This window comes from Deinococcus sp. AJ005 (assembly GCF_009017495.1).
Classification (GTDB): Bacteria; Deinococcota; Deinococci; order Deinococcales; family Deinococcaceae; genus Deinococcus.
On sequence record NZ_CP044990.1, the window covers coordinates 852579 to 867479 of the forward strand.

A 14901-nucleotide genomic window follows, 5' to 3' on the forward strand; every position below is an offset into this window, starting at 1 on the left:
GTGCGGCATGACGCCGCTGCTTTTAGGTCACCGGGGAACGCCACGACTGCATCAGGAGAACACCATGCGGGGCTTTCAGGCCGCGCTGGACGCTGGATTGGACGGCGTGGAAATGGACGTGCGGCGGCTGAGAGACGGTACGCTGGTCATTCACCACGATGAGCATCTCAAAGATGGGCGTGCCCTGCCGCAGATGGTGGCCGCCGATTTGCCCGAGGACGTGCCGACGCTGGAAGAACTGCTGGAGTGGGCGGCAAGAACAGGTGCGTACCTGAATGTGGAGATCAAATACGAGCGGGCGCTGCCGGATGACCGCGTGGCCCGCACGCTGGACGCCATTCGCGCGCACGGGCTGAGCAAGCGGGTGATCCTCAGCAGCTTCAATCCCCTGCTGCTGGCCGCCGCCCGCAGACATGCGCCAGAGATCGAGCGGGGCTTTCTGTACCACCGCAGCTACAAATTTGGCCCGCTGGACCTCGTGCCACTGGTGCTGCGTGGGCTGAAGGCCGCCGCCTCGCACCCGCACCACAGCATGATCGACGCGGCGCTGATGGCACAGGCGCGGGCCGGGGGCTGGCGGGTCAACACCTGGACCGTCAACAACCCCGCCGAGGTCATCCGGTTGGAAGCCCTGGGCGTATCGACACTGATCGGCGATCTGCCGGAGGTGCTGCTCGTCTCGCGCTGAGAGCAGATGAATGATCGGGCGGAGTAGCGTGATTAGCGGCAAATCTGCCCAGCGCGATAGATTCACCTCTATCCCGTGTCACACAACATTTTTCAGGCCTCGGCAATCGTCTGCGCTTGACAAGAACATGATGAGAAGGGCCTAATCTAGCGACATGAAAAAAATAATGTTGACGCTGGCCCTGCTGGGACCAGCCATCGCGCAAACCGCGCAGGCACAGACCACCGTGGAATTCTGGCACTCGTTCGGGGATGCCAAGCGCACCGGCTGGATCCAGGCCCGCGCCGATGAGTTCAACAAGGCCAACCCCGGCGTCAAGGTGGTCCCCACCTACAAGGGCAGCTACAACGACAGTCTCCAGGCCACCATTCTGGCCGCGCGTCAGGGCAAGCCACCCGCGCTGGTGCAGATTTTCGAGGTGGGCAGCCAGCTCGCCCTCGACAGCGGCGTGTTCCAGCCCGTCAGCGGCATCAAGAACGTGGATTTCAGCGATTACATCAAGCCCGTGATCAACTACTATACCGTCAACGGCAAGGTCAACAGCTTGCCCTTCAACTCCTCCTCTCCCGTCTTGTACTACAACAAGGACCTGATGAAGAAGGCGGGCCTGGACCCCAGCAAGCCGCCCACCACCTTCGACGGCCTGCTGTCGGCCTGCAAGAAGATTGAGGCCGCCAAGCTGGGCGTGACCTGCTTCGGCATGAGCCTGAACGGCTGGTTTATCGAGCAGTGGATGGCCGAGCAGGGCGCGACGCTGCTGAACAACGACAACGGGCGCAAGGGCCGCGCCACCGCCACCAACCTGGACAGCGCCGCCGCCAAGAAGATCTTTACCTTCTTCAAGACCCTCCAGGACAACAAGTACTACACCTACACCGGCAAACTGGAAGATTGGGACGGCAGCGACGCCATTTTCACCAACCAGAAGGTCGTCTTCCACATCACCTCCACCGCCGACATCGGCAACAACGGTGAGGCTGCCAAGAAGTCCGGCTTTCAGATGGGGATCGGCGTGCTGCCCATCGTGTCAGGGACCAAGCGCAACGGCGTGGTGATCGGTGGGGCCAGCGTGTGGATTCCCAAGGGCATTCCCAAGCCGCAGGCCGAGGGTGCACTGGACTTCGCGCTGTACATGACCAACACCAAGAACATGGCCGACTGGCACAAGTTGACCGGTTACTACCCGGTGCGCCAGAGCAGCATCGACCTGCTGCGTAAGCAGGGCTGGTTTACCCAGACGCCGCTGCAACTGGTGGCCTTTAACCAGCTCACCCAGACCGTCCCCAGCCCCGCCACCGCTGGCGGCCTGAACGGTGCGGCCATCCAGACCCGCAAGATCATCGAGGAAGGCGTTCAGAAGGTCCTGAGTGGCAGCTCGGTAGACGCCGCCCTGAAGGAAGCCAAGACCCGCGCAGACGCTGCGCTGGCCGAGTACAACGCCAACTTCAAATAAAGCCGGGCCACATCGCCCTTCTGAACGCTGAATCCACCGCCCACCCCGAATTCGGGGCGGGCGGTGGGTTCGGCTTTTTCTGAACAGGTCTTGGTTGCGTGCAAAGCGGTCCTTGAGCGAAGGCACACACATTAGCCCCGCTTACAGGCCAATCAAGTCTCAGCCTCTAGCTTGTCCGGCATGCGAAAAATAACCCTTTTGCTGGCCCTGATGGGACCGGCTGCATTTCAGCTCGCGCAGGCCCAGACCACCGTGGAGTTCTGGCACACTTTTGGTGATCCCAAGCGCGGCGGCTGGATTCAGGACCGCGCCGACGAATTCAACAAGGCCAACCCCGGAATTAAAGTGGTGCCTGCCTACAAGGGCAACGACAATGACCTGATCTCGGCCACCATCCTCTCGGCGCGGCAGGGCAATGCCCCGGCCATCTCACAGATTTTCGAGGGCGGCTCGCAGCTTGCCTTGGATTCGGGCGTGTTTCAGCCGGTCAGCGGCATCAAGAACGTGGATTTCAGCGACTACATCAAGCCCGTCATCAACTTCTACACGATTGGCGGCAAGGTCAACAGTCTGCCCTTCAACTCGTCCTCGCCCGTCCTGTATTACAACAAGGACCTGATGAAGAAGGCGGGGCTGGACCCCAAGAAGCCGCCCACCACCTTTAACGGTCTGCTGGCGGATTGCAAGAAGATCGAGGCGGCCAAAATTGGCGCGACGTGCTTTGGCATGAGCGTGAACGGCTGGTTCGTGGAGAACTGGATGGCCGAGCAGGGCCAGACCTTCCTGAACAACGACAACGGGCGCAGTGGACGCGCCACCGCCACCAATCTGGACAGCAAGGCAGCCAAGAACATCTTCACCTTCTTCAAAACCTTGCAGGACAATAAGTACTACAGCTACACCGGCAAGATCGAGGATTTTGACGGCTCGGACGCGATTTTTACCAATCAGAAAGTCGTCTTCCACATCACGTCCACCTCCAAGATCGGCAACAACTCCGACGGTGCGAAGCGGGCCGGGTTTGAGCTGGGCGTGGGCGTGCTGCCCATCCCAAACGGTACCAAGCGCAACGGTGTCGTTCTGGGTGGGGCCAGCCTGTGGATCGCCAAAGCCATTCCCAAGGCCAAGGCCGAGGGCGCGCTGGACTTTGCGCTGTACATGACCAACACCAAGAATATGGCGTCCTGGCACAAGCTGACCGGCTACTACCCAGTGCGCGAGAGCAGCATCAAACTGCTGCGCGGCGAGGGCTGGTTTACCAAGGCACCGCTGCAACTGGTGGCCTTTAACCAGCAGACCAACACCGTTGCCAGCCCCGCCACGGCAGGCGCGCTGACTGGCGCTGGCCCGCAGACCCGCAAGATTGTGGAAGAGGCGTGGCAGAAGGTGCTGAACGGCACCTCCGTGGACGCCGCGCTGAAGGAAGCAAAGACGCGGGCCGACGCTGCACTGGCCGAGTACAACGCCAACTTCAAATAAGCGCGCCCTGATCCTGAGCCGCCCCGCCCATTTCCGTGGCGTGGGCGGCTTTTTGGGGGTGCGGGGAGGGGACCGCAGACCGCAGGGTGACATCTCCGCTCTAAAACAGTCTAAATTAGGTCCCTCACTCCCCGACACTGTTTTGACTGTGTTCTCACACGAACCCAAGGAGGTTCCACCCTTGCTCAAGCCCGCATCCACCACCGCCAACACCGAGGCCAACGCGGTCTTCAAGGGAACGGCCATGCCCTGGCTGTTCCTGCTGCCCAGTCTGCTGATCCTGGCGGTCTTCATCTATCTGCCCGCGCTGCAAACGTTGCGGCTGGCCGCCTACAAGGCCAACCTGATTCTGGGCACCGAGCGTTTCGTGGGGATTCAGAACGTCACGGAGCTTCTGCTGAGTCCGGCCTACCGGCAGGTGGCCCTGCAAACGCTGATCTTCATGGTGCTGACCGTCAGTCTGGGGCTGCTGTTCTCGCTGGGGCTGGCGTGGCTGGCCAGCCGCCCTGTGCGTGGGTCCAAGTATTACCGCCTGCTGCTGATCTACCCCTACGCCCTGAGTCCGGCCATTGCCGGAACGCTGTGGCTGTTCATGTTCAACCCAGAAATCGGCGTGGTCAATCAGCTCCTGGGCAGCCTGTTTAATGTCAAACCGCGCTGGCTGGACGATCCCATCCTGGCTTTTGGTCTGGTGGTGGTGGCTGCGATCTGGAAGGGGCTGGCGTACAACATCGTGTTTTATCTGGCGAGCATCCAGAATCTGCCCGGCGACGTGATGCAGGCCGCCGAGATCGACGGTGCGACGCCCGCGCAGGTGTTCTGGCGGGTGGCCTTTCCGCTGCTGACGCCCATCACCTTCTTTCTGGTGTTCACCAACATCATCTCCGCGCTGTTCGATTCCTTTGCACTGACCGACATCTTGACGCGCGGCGGGCCGTACTTCCACAACGCGGGCATCACCACGTTCCTGGTGTATCAGCTTTATCAGGACGGCTTCGTGAATTTCAAGAGCGGGGTGGCCGCCGCGCAGGCCGCGCTGATGCTGGTGCTGGTGGCGTTTATCACGTTCATGCAGTTCAAGGTGGGGGAAAAGAGGGTTCACTATGGCGGTTAAGACAGATACGCTGACGCCTCAGACGGGAAAAACAGGCAAGCGCGGGCCGGGCCGTCAGGGGCCGAGCTGGCCCACCCATCTGGCGCTGATCGTGGCAGTCCTGATCATCAGCACGCCGCTGATCTTCGCGCTGATCAAGTCCACGCAAGCGTCCAGTCAGGTGATCAGCCCCAACATGCTGCCCGGAACCTCCTTCGTGGACAACCTGAGCAGCATCTGGGTGGAAGCCAAGTTGGGGCGTTACATGCTCAACAGCACCATCGTGGCGCTCAGCGTGACCACCGGGAAAACCATTCTGGCCCTGATGGCCGCGCTGGCCTTCGTGTACTTCCGCTTTCCCCTTAAGGGCGCGGCCTTCACGCTGGTCCTGCTGTCGCTGATGCTGCCCACCGAGGTGCTGATCATCGCGCTGTTCGATTTCGTCAGCCGCGATCTGAAATGGGCCAACACCTTTGCCGCCATCATCGTGCCGTTTCTGGCGAGTGCCACCGGAACGTTCCTGTTCCGGCAGCACTTCCTGAACATCCCTACCAGTCTGGCCGATGCCGCGCGCATCGACGGTTGCGGGCCGCTGCGCTACCTGACCCGCATCCTGATTCCGATGAGCTGGAACACGATTGGCGCGCTGGCCGTGATCCAGTTCGTGTACGCCTGGGACCAGTACATCTGGCCGCTGGTGATCGTGCAGCAGGACGACAAACAGGTGGTGCAGGTGGGTCTGCGCAAGCTGATTGAGGTGGGCGGGCAGACCGACTGGGGCGCGGTGATGGCCGGGGCGATCATCACCATGCTGCCGCCGCTGATCGTGTTCACGCTGTTGCAGGAGCAGTTTAGCCGGGGCTTTGCCCTGAGCGAGGACAAGTAGGCGGGAACTCTTGGAAGGCAGAAGTCACCGGGGAAAGTCTTCGGTGATTTTTTTATTGCTTTGGACAGGCTCAGTCCAGACCTAGCCGCGCCACCAATTCCTCGTCTGCCGGTTGGTAAACCTCCTCGCGGGGCGTGAGCAAAAGCTCGGGCTGGCTTAGATTTTCACGTTGCTGATGAACAAACCCAGTGATGTCCTCCACTCGTAGAAGTGCGCCTCCCTCGTCTGGTGGGCGGCCAAAGTCGGCCAGCGCACGGCCCCGCAGTCCCAGTTGCACCGCGCGTCGGGCCAGCGGGCGGCCATCAGGGGCGTGATCTGGATCCCACTGCAACCGCACATTTGAGGCGGCCACGGCAGCATGCCAAGCATCTTTGGACAGGCTAGAAGCGGTCACGGCAGACGGTACGGCGTCCCCCAACCAGCCGTCGAAGCGGGCGCAGGTCACGGTCAGCGCCAGCACGCGCTCTTGATCGGATTTGGTGGCCCAGCCGCAGCGATACATCATCCATAGAAAGTTGGGCTTGACCCAACTCATGCGCGAGAAGCTGTAGGGGCCGCCGAAGTGCCCGTGTTGGACAGCGTAATCGGCAATCGCTGGACGGTATGCCTGATAGACGACGATGGTGGGTTGGCCTTTCAGTTCGCCGCGTTGGGCCAGGATGTGGCGGCCTGTCTGCGGCCACCTCGCGGTCTGTGCAGCGTGGAGTTCGGTAGCCAGGGTCATGGCCCAGCATGTTGCCGCGCCCAGCCATCCGACAAGCGCCAGACGGCTTAGCCGCCGCGTCCGTGTGGCCGATGTGCCTGCCCGCTGCATCGCCAACAATACCCGCATGACTGAGAAACAACTTTCGCACCGCCTGTCCTATCTGCTGAGGCACGCGCCACACGAGGCGGGCCTGACCCTGCAACCCGGCGGCTGGGTGCCGCTGAAGCCGCTGCTGGCGCATCTGCATGTGACGCGCGAGGAAGTTGAGCGGGTGGTGACGGCTTCCGACAAGCAGAGGTTTGCACTGGATGGGGAACGCATCCGGGCCAATCAGGGGCACAGCGTCCAAGTTGATCTGGAGCTGACGCCGCAGACGCCACCCGCCGTGCTGTACCACGGCACGTTTCCTGGCGCGCTGACCGCCATCCGGCGCGAGGGCCTGAAGCCCATGAACCGCCATCACGTCCACCTCTCGCCGGATACGGAGACAGCCCGTAGAGTGGGAGCGCGGCGTGGGCCAGCCGTGGTTCTGACCATTCGGGCTGACCGGATGGACGCGGCGGGGCATCTGTTTTACAAGTCGGAGAACGGCGTGTGGCTGGTGGATGGGGTGCCAGCGGAGTTTCTGCTGGAGCCGTGACGGTGAGGGGAGGCTGGGTTGAGATGTTGTTCAGGCAGCCCCACCCCCCCAGCCCCCTCCCCCATATGGGCAGGGGGAGCAGCGCTGCGCCAGGCAGGAGGATTGGGCATTCTGGGTGGGAGTGGGCGGCGGCCTCCGGGTCTGATGCTGTTCTTCATGACGCTGCGTGCGGCCCGTGTGCTACGCGCCCGACGGCCTTCAGTTGCCGCTTCGGCATTGTGTTCGTGTCTCCAAACAAGATGGCTTGGCCTTTTCCCCTCTCCACTTGAGGGAGAGGGAGGGAGTCGCGTAGCGATGGAAGGGTGAGTCGCAGACCTGCTTGCAGAGGGGGCCACCAGGCAAACTTTTTTCCACCACTCCAGCAATGAGGCTTTCGGCCCATATCCCCTTCCAATTGGCCTCCTCAGCTCACCCCGTACAGCTCCCCATACTTGCCCCGCAGATATTTCAGATACGGCTCCACGGTCATGGCCTGCCCGGTGGCCCGCTCCACCAGTTCGGCGGGTTTGTACAGTCCGCCCGGCGCGTAGACGTTTTCCTTGAGCCAGCCGTGCAGGCGGCTGAAATCGGCGCGGGCGATGTCGCCTTCCAGGCCCGGATTGGCATTCTCGGCGGCGGCGTAGAATTGCGCGCTCAAGACATTGCCCAGCGTGTAGCCCTGAAAGGCCCCACCAATGCTGCCGAAATACCAGTGAACATCCTGCAAGGCGCCGTCCACGTCGCTGGGGGCGCGCAGGCCCAGATTCTGCTCGTAGGCGGCGTGCCAGGCGTCGTTCAGGTCACGCACGGCCAGCCCACCGCCCAGAAGCTGGCGCTCCAACTCGTAGCGGGTGATCACATGCAGGTTGTAGGTCAGCTCATCGGCGTCGGTGCGGATAAGAGAACGGGCCACGGTGTTGACGGCGCGGTGCATCTCGTCCTCGGACACGCCCGCGAGCTGATCGGGAAAGGCGTCGCGGAATTTGCCGAAGTAGGCGGCCCAGAAGGCGCGGCTGCGGCCCACCTGGTTTTCCCACAGCCGCGACTGACTCTCATGCACCCCAGAGCTGACGCCGCCGCCGAGGGGGGTATCCAGGTATTCCTCACTCACGCCCTGCTCGTACAGCGCATGTCCGGCTTCGTGCAAGGTGGAATACAGCGCCTCTGTGGGGTCATTTTCCTTGACGCGGGTGGTGATCCGCACGTCCTGGCCGCCCAGCCGGGTCATGAAAGGGTGGTGGGTCAGGTCCTGGCGACCCCGCTCGAAATCGTAGCCGTAGTCGCGGATCACCGACTCGCCAAATTTAAGTTGCGTGGTGCTGTCGTAATGGCGGCCCATGAAATCGGTGCGCGGAGTGCCGGCCCCGATGACCGCGTCGGCCAGCGGCACCAGCGCCTCGCGCAACTTGCTGAACACGTCGCCCACCTGCTGCGCCGTCATGCCCTCGTCGGACTGATCGATAAAGTAGTCCATCGGATCGCTGAATTCGGGAAAGTAGCTTGCCGCTTGCAGGCTGAAATCCCGCGACTTTTCCAGATACGGCACCATGCGCGCAAAGTCGTTGGCGGGGCGTGCCGTCGTCCAGGCGCTGTAGCTGTCGCCACCGTGCTGGCTCCAGGCGGCCACGAAGTCGGCGGGAAAGCGGGTGGCTTCCTCGAAGTTCTTGCGGGCCAGTGCCACCATGCGCGTCTGCGCGGGCGAGAGGTCCGTGCGGCCCTGCGCGTTGTCCAGCAACTTGCCATACCCGGCGTCGGTGGCGCGGGCGTGGGCCATGCGCGAGAGCAGCGACTGCTGGCGCGAACGGCCCGCCGACGCCCCGGCGGGCAGATAGGTACTCTGGTCCCAGCCCAGCAGCGAACCGATGCCGCCCAGATCACTCAGTTCCTGCCAGCGGGTCTTGAGGTCTTCCCACTGGGTATCGTTGGCTGAATTGGAAGTCATGGCGAGAGCGTAGCGCAGGGAGAAAGGGCCAATACCGAAAAAGCCGTCAGACCGCAGGCTAGGCCGATTGGCTTAGCCCACAGTCTTCATATTCCGCCTCTGCCCAGTGTGAGACACTTCTTCCCATGTCACAACGCATCTCTCTGGAAGCCCTGGCGGCCCTGCCCACGGTGGCGGCGCTGAACGTCTCTCACGGTGGCGATCAGGTGGCCTTTTACGCCGACTGGACCGGGCGTTTCGAGCTGTACACACTGAATCTGGAGACCCGCCAGCGCCGTCAGATCACGGACGGGCAGGCCCCCAAAGCCATCCGGGCGGGCTTCGTGTGGGCGGCGGACGACTCGCGCATCTTCCTCAGCCGCGATCACAACGGCGACGAGCGGCAGGCGCTGTTTGGTCTGAATCTGGAGTCGGGCGCGGTCAGCGCTTTGCAGCACGAAGCTCAGAGCATGGATTACACCGTGGACGCGCACCCGGACGGCGGGCGGCTACTGGTCAACAGCACGCGCGGCGGGCAGATGAACGTGCATGTCTATGACCTGTCGAAAGAGGGCGAGGACGCCTGGACCGCGCTGACCGCATTGCCCAACTCCACCCAGGCCGCCGCCTGGAGTCCCGACGGCACACGGCTGACGTTGACCACCAACGAGAGCGCAGATCTCCGCAACACCGACGGCTACGTGCTGAATGCCGATGGCTCCGGCCTGAAGCGCGTCCTGCGCGTCCGTGAGGGCAGCCAGGACAGCGTGGGCGAGTGGCACCCGGACGGAAAGCGTGTGACCGCCAGCAGCGACGCGGACGGAAACAGGCGGGTAGGTCTGCTGAACGTGGACTCGGGCGAGGTGCAGTGGCTCACTCCCGCCGATGAGCGGATCGAGGAGTCTCCCGGCAGCTTTTCGCCGGACGGGCGCTGGCTGAGCGTGATCCGCAACGTGGACAGCACCCTGACCCCCGTGCTGTACGACACGGCGACGGGCGAGGCGCGTGAGCTGAAGCTGCCGCCGGGGCTGGCCGTGGGAACCGAATTCGCGCGCGGCGGCAGCCACCTGCTGTTCAGTTACGTGACCGCCACCACCCGCCCACAGGTCTTGCTCTACAACCTCGCGGACGACACCACCGAAGTGCTGCTGGACGCCGACTACGGCGATGTGGATCCTGCCGACTTCGTGCCGGGCGAGTATGTCCACTACCCCACGGCGGACGGACTGCAAGTGCCCGCCATCCTCTACAAGCCGCGTGAGCTGGAGGACGGCAAAACCTACCCGGTCCTGATCCACGCGCACGGCGGCCCCACGGCGCAGTTCTTCCGGGGCTTCGACGCGCAGGCGCAGTTTCTGGCGGACCGGGGCTATCTGGTGCTGTGTCCCAACGTGCGCGGCAGCACCGGCTATGGCGTGACGTGGCGCGACGCCAACCTGCTGGACTGGGGTGGGCGCGATCTGGCCGATATCGCCGCTGGGGCGGAATACCTCAAATCGTTGCCGGAGGTGGATGGCGCACGCCTGGGCATCTTTGGGGGCAGCTACGGCGGGTACATGAGTTACATGGCGGTGGTCAAGCAACCCGATCTGTTCAAGGTGGGCGTGCCCATCGTGGGCATCACCGATCTGCATCAGTTGTACGAGGACAACAGCCGCGTGATGCCGCAACTGGGCTACTACTTCCGCACCATGATGGGCGATCCGGTGGAGAACGCCGCGCTGTGGCGGGACCGCAGCGCCATCACACACGCCGCCGATCTGAAGGCGCACCTGTTCATGATGCACGGCACCAATGATCCGCGCTGCCCGATCAACCAGGCCCGTGGTTTCCGCGACGCGCTGCTGGCCAGCGGGCGCGAGGAAGGCCGGGACTTTGAATACGTCGAGTTTGGTGACGAGGGTCACGGCGCGGGCGACATTGCCGGAAAGACCCGCAGTTACCGCCTGATGGCCGATTACCTGGAACGGCGGCTGTAGCACAGCGGAGCAGCCCTGGTAGCCAGAACCCTGTCCAGTCCTCTGCAAAATCGCTCATCTAATCCTGCCGGGAAGCGCCTGTAGCGCGTGATACGATCAGTGCGTTTTGACTGGGGGAGACCCCGGGAGGACGGAGTGAAGCGGAGGGGTAGAGCGTGAGGCTGTCAGAAGACATTGGAATCGATCTGGGAACGGCGACGTTTCTGATCTACACGAAAAGCCGGGGCCTGGTGTTGCAGGAACCCAGCGTGATCGCCATGACCCGCGACAGCAAGCAGGTCCGTGCGGTGGGCGAGGAAGCGTACCGCATGATCGGGCGTACCCCTGGCGGCATCGTGGCGGTGCGGCCCATCAAGGACGGCGTGATCGCCGACGAGGGCCTGACCGAGAAGATGATCACCATGTTCCTGGCGAAAGTGCAGGGCAACGCCGGGCGGCTGTTCGGCTTCAAGCCGCAGATGATGGTGGGCGTGCCCAGCAGCGTCAGCGATGTTGAACGCCGGGCGGTGCTGCGGGCGGCCCTGAACGCCGGTGCCAAGCGCGCCTTTTTGATCGAGGAACCGCTGGCGGCGGCCATCGGCGCGGGCCTCAAGATCACCGAACCGCTGGGTAGCTTGGTGGTGGACATCGGCGGCGGCAGCAGCGACGTGGCCGTGATCTCGCTGGGCGGCATCGTGGTCAGCGAGTCCATGCGTGTGGCGGGCAACGAGTTTGACGAGAGCATTATCCGCTACGTGCGCCGCAAGGAAAACGTCTTGATCGGTGAGCGCACTGCCGAGGAAATCAAGGTCAAGGTGGGCGCGGCCATGCTGCTCAACGACGCCGAGAATCTGGTGGCCGAGGTGCGTGGGCGGGATCTGATCAACGGGTTGCCCCGCACCATTAGTCTGGACAGCCGCGACGTGGTGGAGGCTCTGGCCGAACCCGTGACCCGCATCGTGGAGGGCGTCAAGCGCGTGCTGGAGATCACCCCGCCCGAACTGGTCAGCGACATCATCGACCGGGGCATCGTGATGACGGGCGGCGGCAGCCTGCTGCGCAACTTCGACGAACTGCTGCGCCAGACCACCGGCATTCCCGTTTCCGTGGCCGAGAACGCCGTGGAAGCTGTGGCTGTCGGCACCGGCATGGCGCTGGATATGCTCTCGGTGCTGGGTGACAGTCTGGTCTCCAGCGACTACTACCTGCGCCGCTAAGTAGAACGGTAAGACTTGCGGAAAGAGAATTCAGAGTCTTTTTCCGCCTACCATCTGCCTCCCCCAAGGAGTTCCCCATGCAACCCATAATGATTCAGGAGGTCATGAAGACCCTCCCACACCGCTTTCCCTTCCTGCTGGTGGACCGCGTGCTGAGCGTCGAAAATGGTGAGGTCCACGCCATCAAGAACGTGAGCGTCAACGAGCCGTTCTTCACGGGGCACTTTCCCACTGAACCGGTGATGCCCGGCGTGCTGATCATCGAGGCGCTGGCGCAGGCCAGTTTCTTCTGCATGCACGAGGCTCTGGAACCCGGCACCATCGGCTATCTGGCGGGCATCGACGGCGCACGCTTCAAGCGCAAGGTCATTCCCGGCGATACCCTGCACCTGTACGCCAAGCTGGAATTCATGCGCCGGGGCCTGGGCAAGACCACCTGCCGCGCGGAAGTGGACGGACAGGTGGCGGCAGAGGCCACGATCCTGTTCGCGGTGGGCAAGGGGTGACCCGCAGGCAGGATGCGGCGCGTGGGACGCACAATAAGTTGATGAATGTGTCCGGCATTCTGTGTCCTGTGTCGTCTGCCTGGAGTGCCCATTGACCCGCCTGACCCGCGCCGTCACCGCCGAGCTGATTCCGCCGCTGTTGGCCGGCACACTGTTGTTCACGGCGGTCCTGAGCTTCGGGTATTTCTTCATCTCCAGTCAGTGGCTGACGGGCGTTCCTGTGGGATTGATCGGACAGTGGATCGGCCTGCAAGTGCCGGACACGCTGGTCAAGGTTTTCCCGATGGGCGTGGTGCTGATGACCGTGGTGGCCTTTGGGCGCATGAGTACCGAGCGCGAGCTGGTGGCGGTGCAATCGGGGGGCATCAGCCTGGGGCGGGTGGCGCGGCCTGCCTGGGTGGTGGCCGCGCTGGTCACGGCGCTGGCCGTGTGGCTGAGCCTGTGGGTGGCCCCGCGAGCCAACGTGGAGACGCGTGGCCTGTACTGGGACGCCCTGACTGGAGCGGGCCTGTCGCAACTGGTGGGCAAGACGGTGGATCTGGGCGCGGGCCTGACCCTGTCGTTGGCCGGGTACGACACTGCCTCCCGCGAGCTGAGGGGCGTGCGGGTAGAGAAGTGGCTGCCAGACGGCCAGCGCCGCGCCACGCTGATCTTTGCCGATGTGGGGACGTTCGAGAACAACGTTCTCTCGCTACGCGGTTACAGCGTCTACACCGTGGATTATGCGGCGGCGGCGCAACTTTCCGCTGTGCCGGAAAATGATCCGGCAGCCTTCCGCGCGGCGGTACAGAACGTGTTTCCCAGCGTGGTGATCCCCGAAAAAACCAGCGATACGCTGAATGTGGATACCGGACTGTCGCGCAAGCAGACCCTGGCCACCTATGCCGACGCCATCGGGGCAGACGCGCAGGGGTGGCCGGAACTGATCACCTCATTGACGGCCCCCGGCATGAAGCCCGCCGAACGGCAGGCGGCGCGGTTGAACCTGAACCGCAAGCTGGCGCTGCCCTTCGGGAATCTGGTGCTGGCGTTGGCCGCCCTGCCCTTTGCCCTGCGCTTCGGGCGCACGCTGGGGGTCAGCCTGGGGATTGCCCTGCTGATCGCGGTGGCCTATTACCTGTTGTTTTTCGTTGGCCTGACCGTGGCGGCGGCCATGCCTGCCCTGCCGGAACTGGGCGCTTGGCTGGCAAATATCGTCTTTGCCGGGGCCGGTCTGTGGCTTCTGAGGCGAACGTGACCGACAAGAACGTGACAGACAGGGGAGAGCTGCGTGCGCTGATTCTGTCGGCCTCCTTTGGCAGCGGACATCTTCAGGCCAACGACGCGCTGGATCAGGCGCTGCGGGCGGCAGGCGTGAACCTGAGTGCCCGCCACGCCGACTTTCTGGCCTACCTGAATCCCTTCGAGCGTGCCGTGACCGCCGGAACCTATGACCTGTGGCTGCGTCATGCCCCCGCCATGTACAAGGCGTTCTACGACTGGACCGACTCCGAGACCGAGCCGAAGGCGTTGACCGGAACCTTCGGCTGGCTGGGTCTGCGCGGCATGACCCGTGACGTGCAGGAGGTGGCCCCCGAAGTCGTCGTCGGCTCGTATCCCACCACTGTGGCGCTGTCCAACACCGCCCGAAAGCGCCTGGGCGTGGACTTTCTGAATGCCCTGATCGTCACCGATTACCGCGTTCACCACCACTGGGCGCGACCCGAGGCCGAATTGCTGCTGGTGGCCACCGAGGAAGCCCGCGAGCAGATGGCCCGCTGGAAGATTCCGGCAGGCAGCGTGGAGGTCACGGGCATTCCGATTGCCGCCGAATACCGCACACTGATCGGGGCCGATAAGACTGCATTACGACTCAAACATGGTCTGGACCCTGCCCTGCCCCTGATCCTGATTTCTGGCGGTGGCACTGGAACTTACCGCGCCCTGAAACCTGTGTTGAACGAGCTATCTGGGCTGGGGCGGCGCGTGCAGGTGCTGGTGCTGGCCGGGGCCAGGGGCCGGGGCGTGCAGCGGGTGGGCGGGGCCACGGTACATCAACTGGGCCATACCGACGATTTCCCTGAACTGCTGGCCGCCTCCGATCTGGTGGTGGGCAAGGCGGGCGGCCTGACGGTGGCCGAGTCCACCACGCTGGGTATTCCCCAGGTGATTCACGAGCCGATTCCCGGACAGGAGGAACACAACGCCGACTATCTGGAACGCCACGGCGCAGCCCTGTGGGCGCGGAAACTGCATGAGGTGCGCCCCGCCGTCCTGCGCGCCCTGGACGGCGACGAGAACGCCCGCATGGGCCACTGCGCCCGCATGATCAGCGTGCCGGACGCGGCGGACCGGGTGGCGGCGGCGCTGTTGAAGAGACTGGGACGGTGAACAGA

At 63.6% G+C, this 14901-nt stretch carries 13 protein-coding genes; 11 read left to right on the forward strand and 2 right to left on the reverse strand.

The window, feature by feature from the left end:
- Positions 1 to 7: 7 nt before the first annotated feature.
- The 5 genes from DAAJ005_RS05975 (at position 8) to DAAJ005_RS05995 (ending at position 5599) form a co-directional block, all read left to right on the forward strand.
- On the forward strand, positions 8 to 688 hold the full coding sequence (locus tag DAAJ005_RS05975; RefSeq protein WP_151846312.1) for a glycerophosphodiester phosphodiesterase: 681 nt from the start codon (positions 8 to 10) through the stop codon (positions 686 to 688).
- Positions 689 to 842: 154 nt separating this feature from the next.
- Complete coding sequence (locus DAAJ005_RS05980) at positions 843 to 2141, forward strand: ABC transporter substrate-binding protein (protein WP_151846313.1); 1299 nt, start codon at positions 843 to 845, stop codon at positions 2139 to 2141.
- A gap of 180 nt (positions 2142 to 2321) precedes the next feature.
- Positions 2322 to 3620 (forward strand): ABC transporter substrate-binding protein, encoded by a 1299-nt coding sequence (locus tag DAAJ005_RS05985; RefSeq protein WP_151846314.1) that lies wholly within the window; start codon positions 2322 to 2324, stop codon positions 3618 to 3620.
- A 181-nt stretch (positions 3621 to 3801) separates the two neighbouring features.
- Positions 3802 to 4734 carry a carbohydrate ABC transporter permease gene (locus tag DAAJ005_RS05990; protein ID WP_226342593.1) on the forward strand — a complete coding sequence of 311 codons (933 nt, stop codon included), beginning with the start codon at positions 3802 to 3804 and terminating at the stop codon, positions 4732 to 4734.
- The gene (locus DAAJ005_RS05995) at positions 4724 to 5599 is read left to right on the forward strand and encodes a carbohydrate ABC transporter permease (RefSeq protein WP_151846315.1); all 876 of its coding nucleotides are present in this window, start codon (positions 4724 to 4726) and stop codon (positions 5597 to 5599) included. The genes DAAJ005_RS05990 and DAAJ005_RS05995 overlap by 11 nt, the downstream gene beginning before the upstream one ends.
- Before the next feature lie 70 nt (positions 5600 to 5669).
- Here DAAJ005_RS05995 and DAAJ005_RS06000 read toward each other — a convergent pair whose 3' ends face one another.
- Positions 5670 to 6323, reverse strand: a complete 654-nt coding sequence (locus tag DAAJ005_RS06000) for a DUF4291 family protein (protein ID WP_151846316.1) — start codon at positions 6321 to 6323, stop codon at positions 5670 to 5672.
- A gap of 106 nt (positions 6324 to 6429) precedes the next feature.
- Here DAAJ005_RS06000 and DAAJ005_RS06005 point away from each other — a divergent pair, with 106 nt between their 5' ends.
- Positions 6430 to 6945 (forward strand): RNA 2'-phosphotransferase, encoded by a 516-nt coding sequence (locus DAAJ005_RS06005; protein ID WP_151848419.1) that lies wholly within the window; start codon positions 6430 to 6432, stop codon positions 6943 to 6945.
- A 403-nt stretch (positions 6946 to 7348) separates the two neighbouring features.
- Here DAAJ005_RS06005 and DAAJ005_RS06010 read toward each other — a convergent pair whose 3' ends face one another.
- Positions 7349 to 8866, reverse strand: coding sequence for a carboxypeptidase M32 (locus tag DAAJ005_RS06010; protein WP_151846317.1), 1518 nt, complete (start codon positions 8864 to 8866; stop codon positions 7349 to 7351).
- A gap of 125 nt (positions 8867 to 8991) precedes the next feature.
- Here DAAJ005_RS06010 and DAAJ005_RS06015 point away from each other — a divergent pair, with 125 nt between their 5' ends.
- The 5 genes from DAAJ005_RS06015 to DAAJ005_RS06035 all read left to right on the forward strand — a co-directional run bounded on the left by DAAJ005_RS06015 (position 8992) and on the right by DAAJ005_RS06035 (position 14896).
- The gene (locus tag DAAJ005_RS06015) at positions 8992 to 10824 is read left to right on the forward strand and encodes a S9 family peptidase (protein WP_151846318.1); all 1833 of its coding nucleotides are present in this window, start codon (positions 8992 to 8994) and stop codon (positions 10822 to 10824) included.
- A gap of 155 nt (positions 10825 to 10979) precedes the next feature.
- Entirely contained in the window at positions 10980 to 12020 is a 1041-nt protein-coding gene (locus DAAJ005_RS06020) for a rod shape-determining protein (RefSeq protein ID WP_151846319.1), read from the forward strand.
- A 77-nt stretch (positions 12021 to 12097) separates the two neighbouring features.
- The gene (fabZ, locus tag DAAJ005_RS06025) at positions 12098 to 12526 is read left to right on the forward strand and encodes a 3-hydroxyacyl-ACP dehydratase FabZ (protein WP_151846320.1); all 429 of its coding nucleotides are present in this window, start codon (positions 12098 to 12100) and stop codon (positions 12524 to 12526) included.
- 91 nt (positions 12527 to 12617) lie between these two features.
- The gene (locus tag DAAJ005_RS06030) at positions 12618 to 13763 is read left to right on the forward strand and encodes an LptF/LptG family permease (RefSeq protein ID WP_192930883.1); all 1146 of its coding nucleotides are present in this window, start codon (positions 12618 to 12620) and stop codon (positions 13761 to 13763) included.
- A complete protein-coding gene (locus DAAJ005_RS06035) occupies positions 13760 to 14896 on the forward strand; it encodes a glycosyltransferase (protein WP_226342594.1) in 1137 nt (378 codons plus the stop codon). The genes DAAJ005_RS06030 and DAAJ005_RS06035 overlap by 4 nt, the downstream gene beginning before the upstream one ends.
- Positions 14897 to 14901: the final 5 nt, after the last annotated feature.

Coding starts and splice junctions, on each gene's coding strand:
- DAAJ005_RS05980 (WP_151846313.1), top strand. CDS start 843: ATGAAAAAAATAATGTTGACGCTGGCCCTGCTGGGACCAGCCATCGCG.
- DAAJ005_RS05975 (WP_151846312.1), top strand. CDS start 8: ATGACGCCGCTGCTTTTAGGTCACCGGGGAACGCCACGACTGCATCAG.
- DAAJ005_RS06010 (WP_151846317.1), bottom strand. CDS start 8,866: ATGACTTCCAATTCAGCCAACGATACCCAGTGGGAAGACCTCAAGACC.
- fabZ (WP_151846320.1), top strand. CDS start 12,098: ATGCAACCCATAATGATTCAGGAGGTCATGAAGACCCTCCCACACCGC.
- DAAJ005_RS05995 (WP_151846315.1), top strand. CDS start 4,724: ATGGCGGTTAAGACAGATACGCTGACGCCTCAGACGGGAAAAACAGGC.
- DAAJ005_RS06005 (WP_151848419.1), top strand. CDS start 6,430: ATGACTGAGAAACAACTTTCGCACCGCCTGTCCTATCTGCTGAGGCAC.
- DAAJ005_RS06015 (WP_151846318.1), top strand. CDS start 8,992: ATGTCACAACGCATCTCTCTGGAAGCCCTGGCGGCCCTGCCCACGGTG.
- DAAJ005_RS06000 (WP_151846316.1), bottom strand. CDS start 6,323: ATGACCCTGGCTACCGAACTCCACGCTGCACAGACCGCGAGGTGGCCG.
- DAAJ005_RS05985 (WP_151846314.1), top strand. CDS start 2,322: ATGCGAAAAATAACCCTTTTGCTGGCCCTGATGGGACCGGCTGCATTT.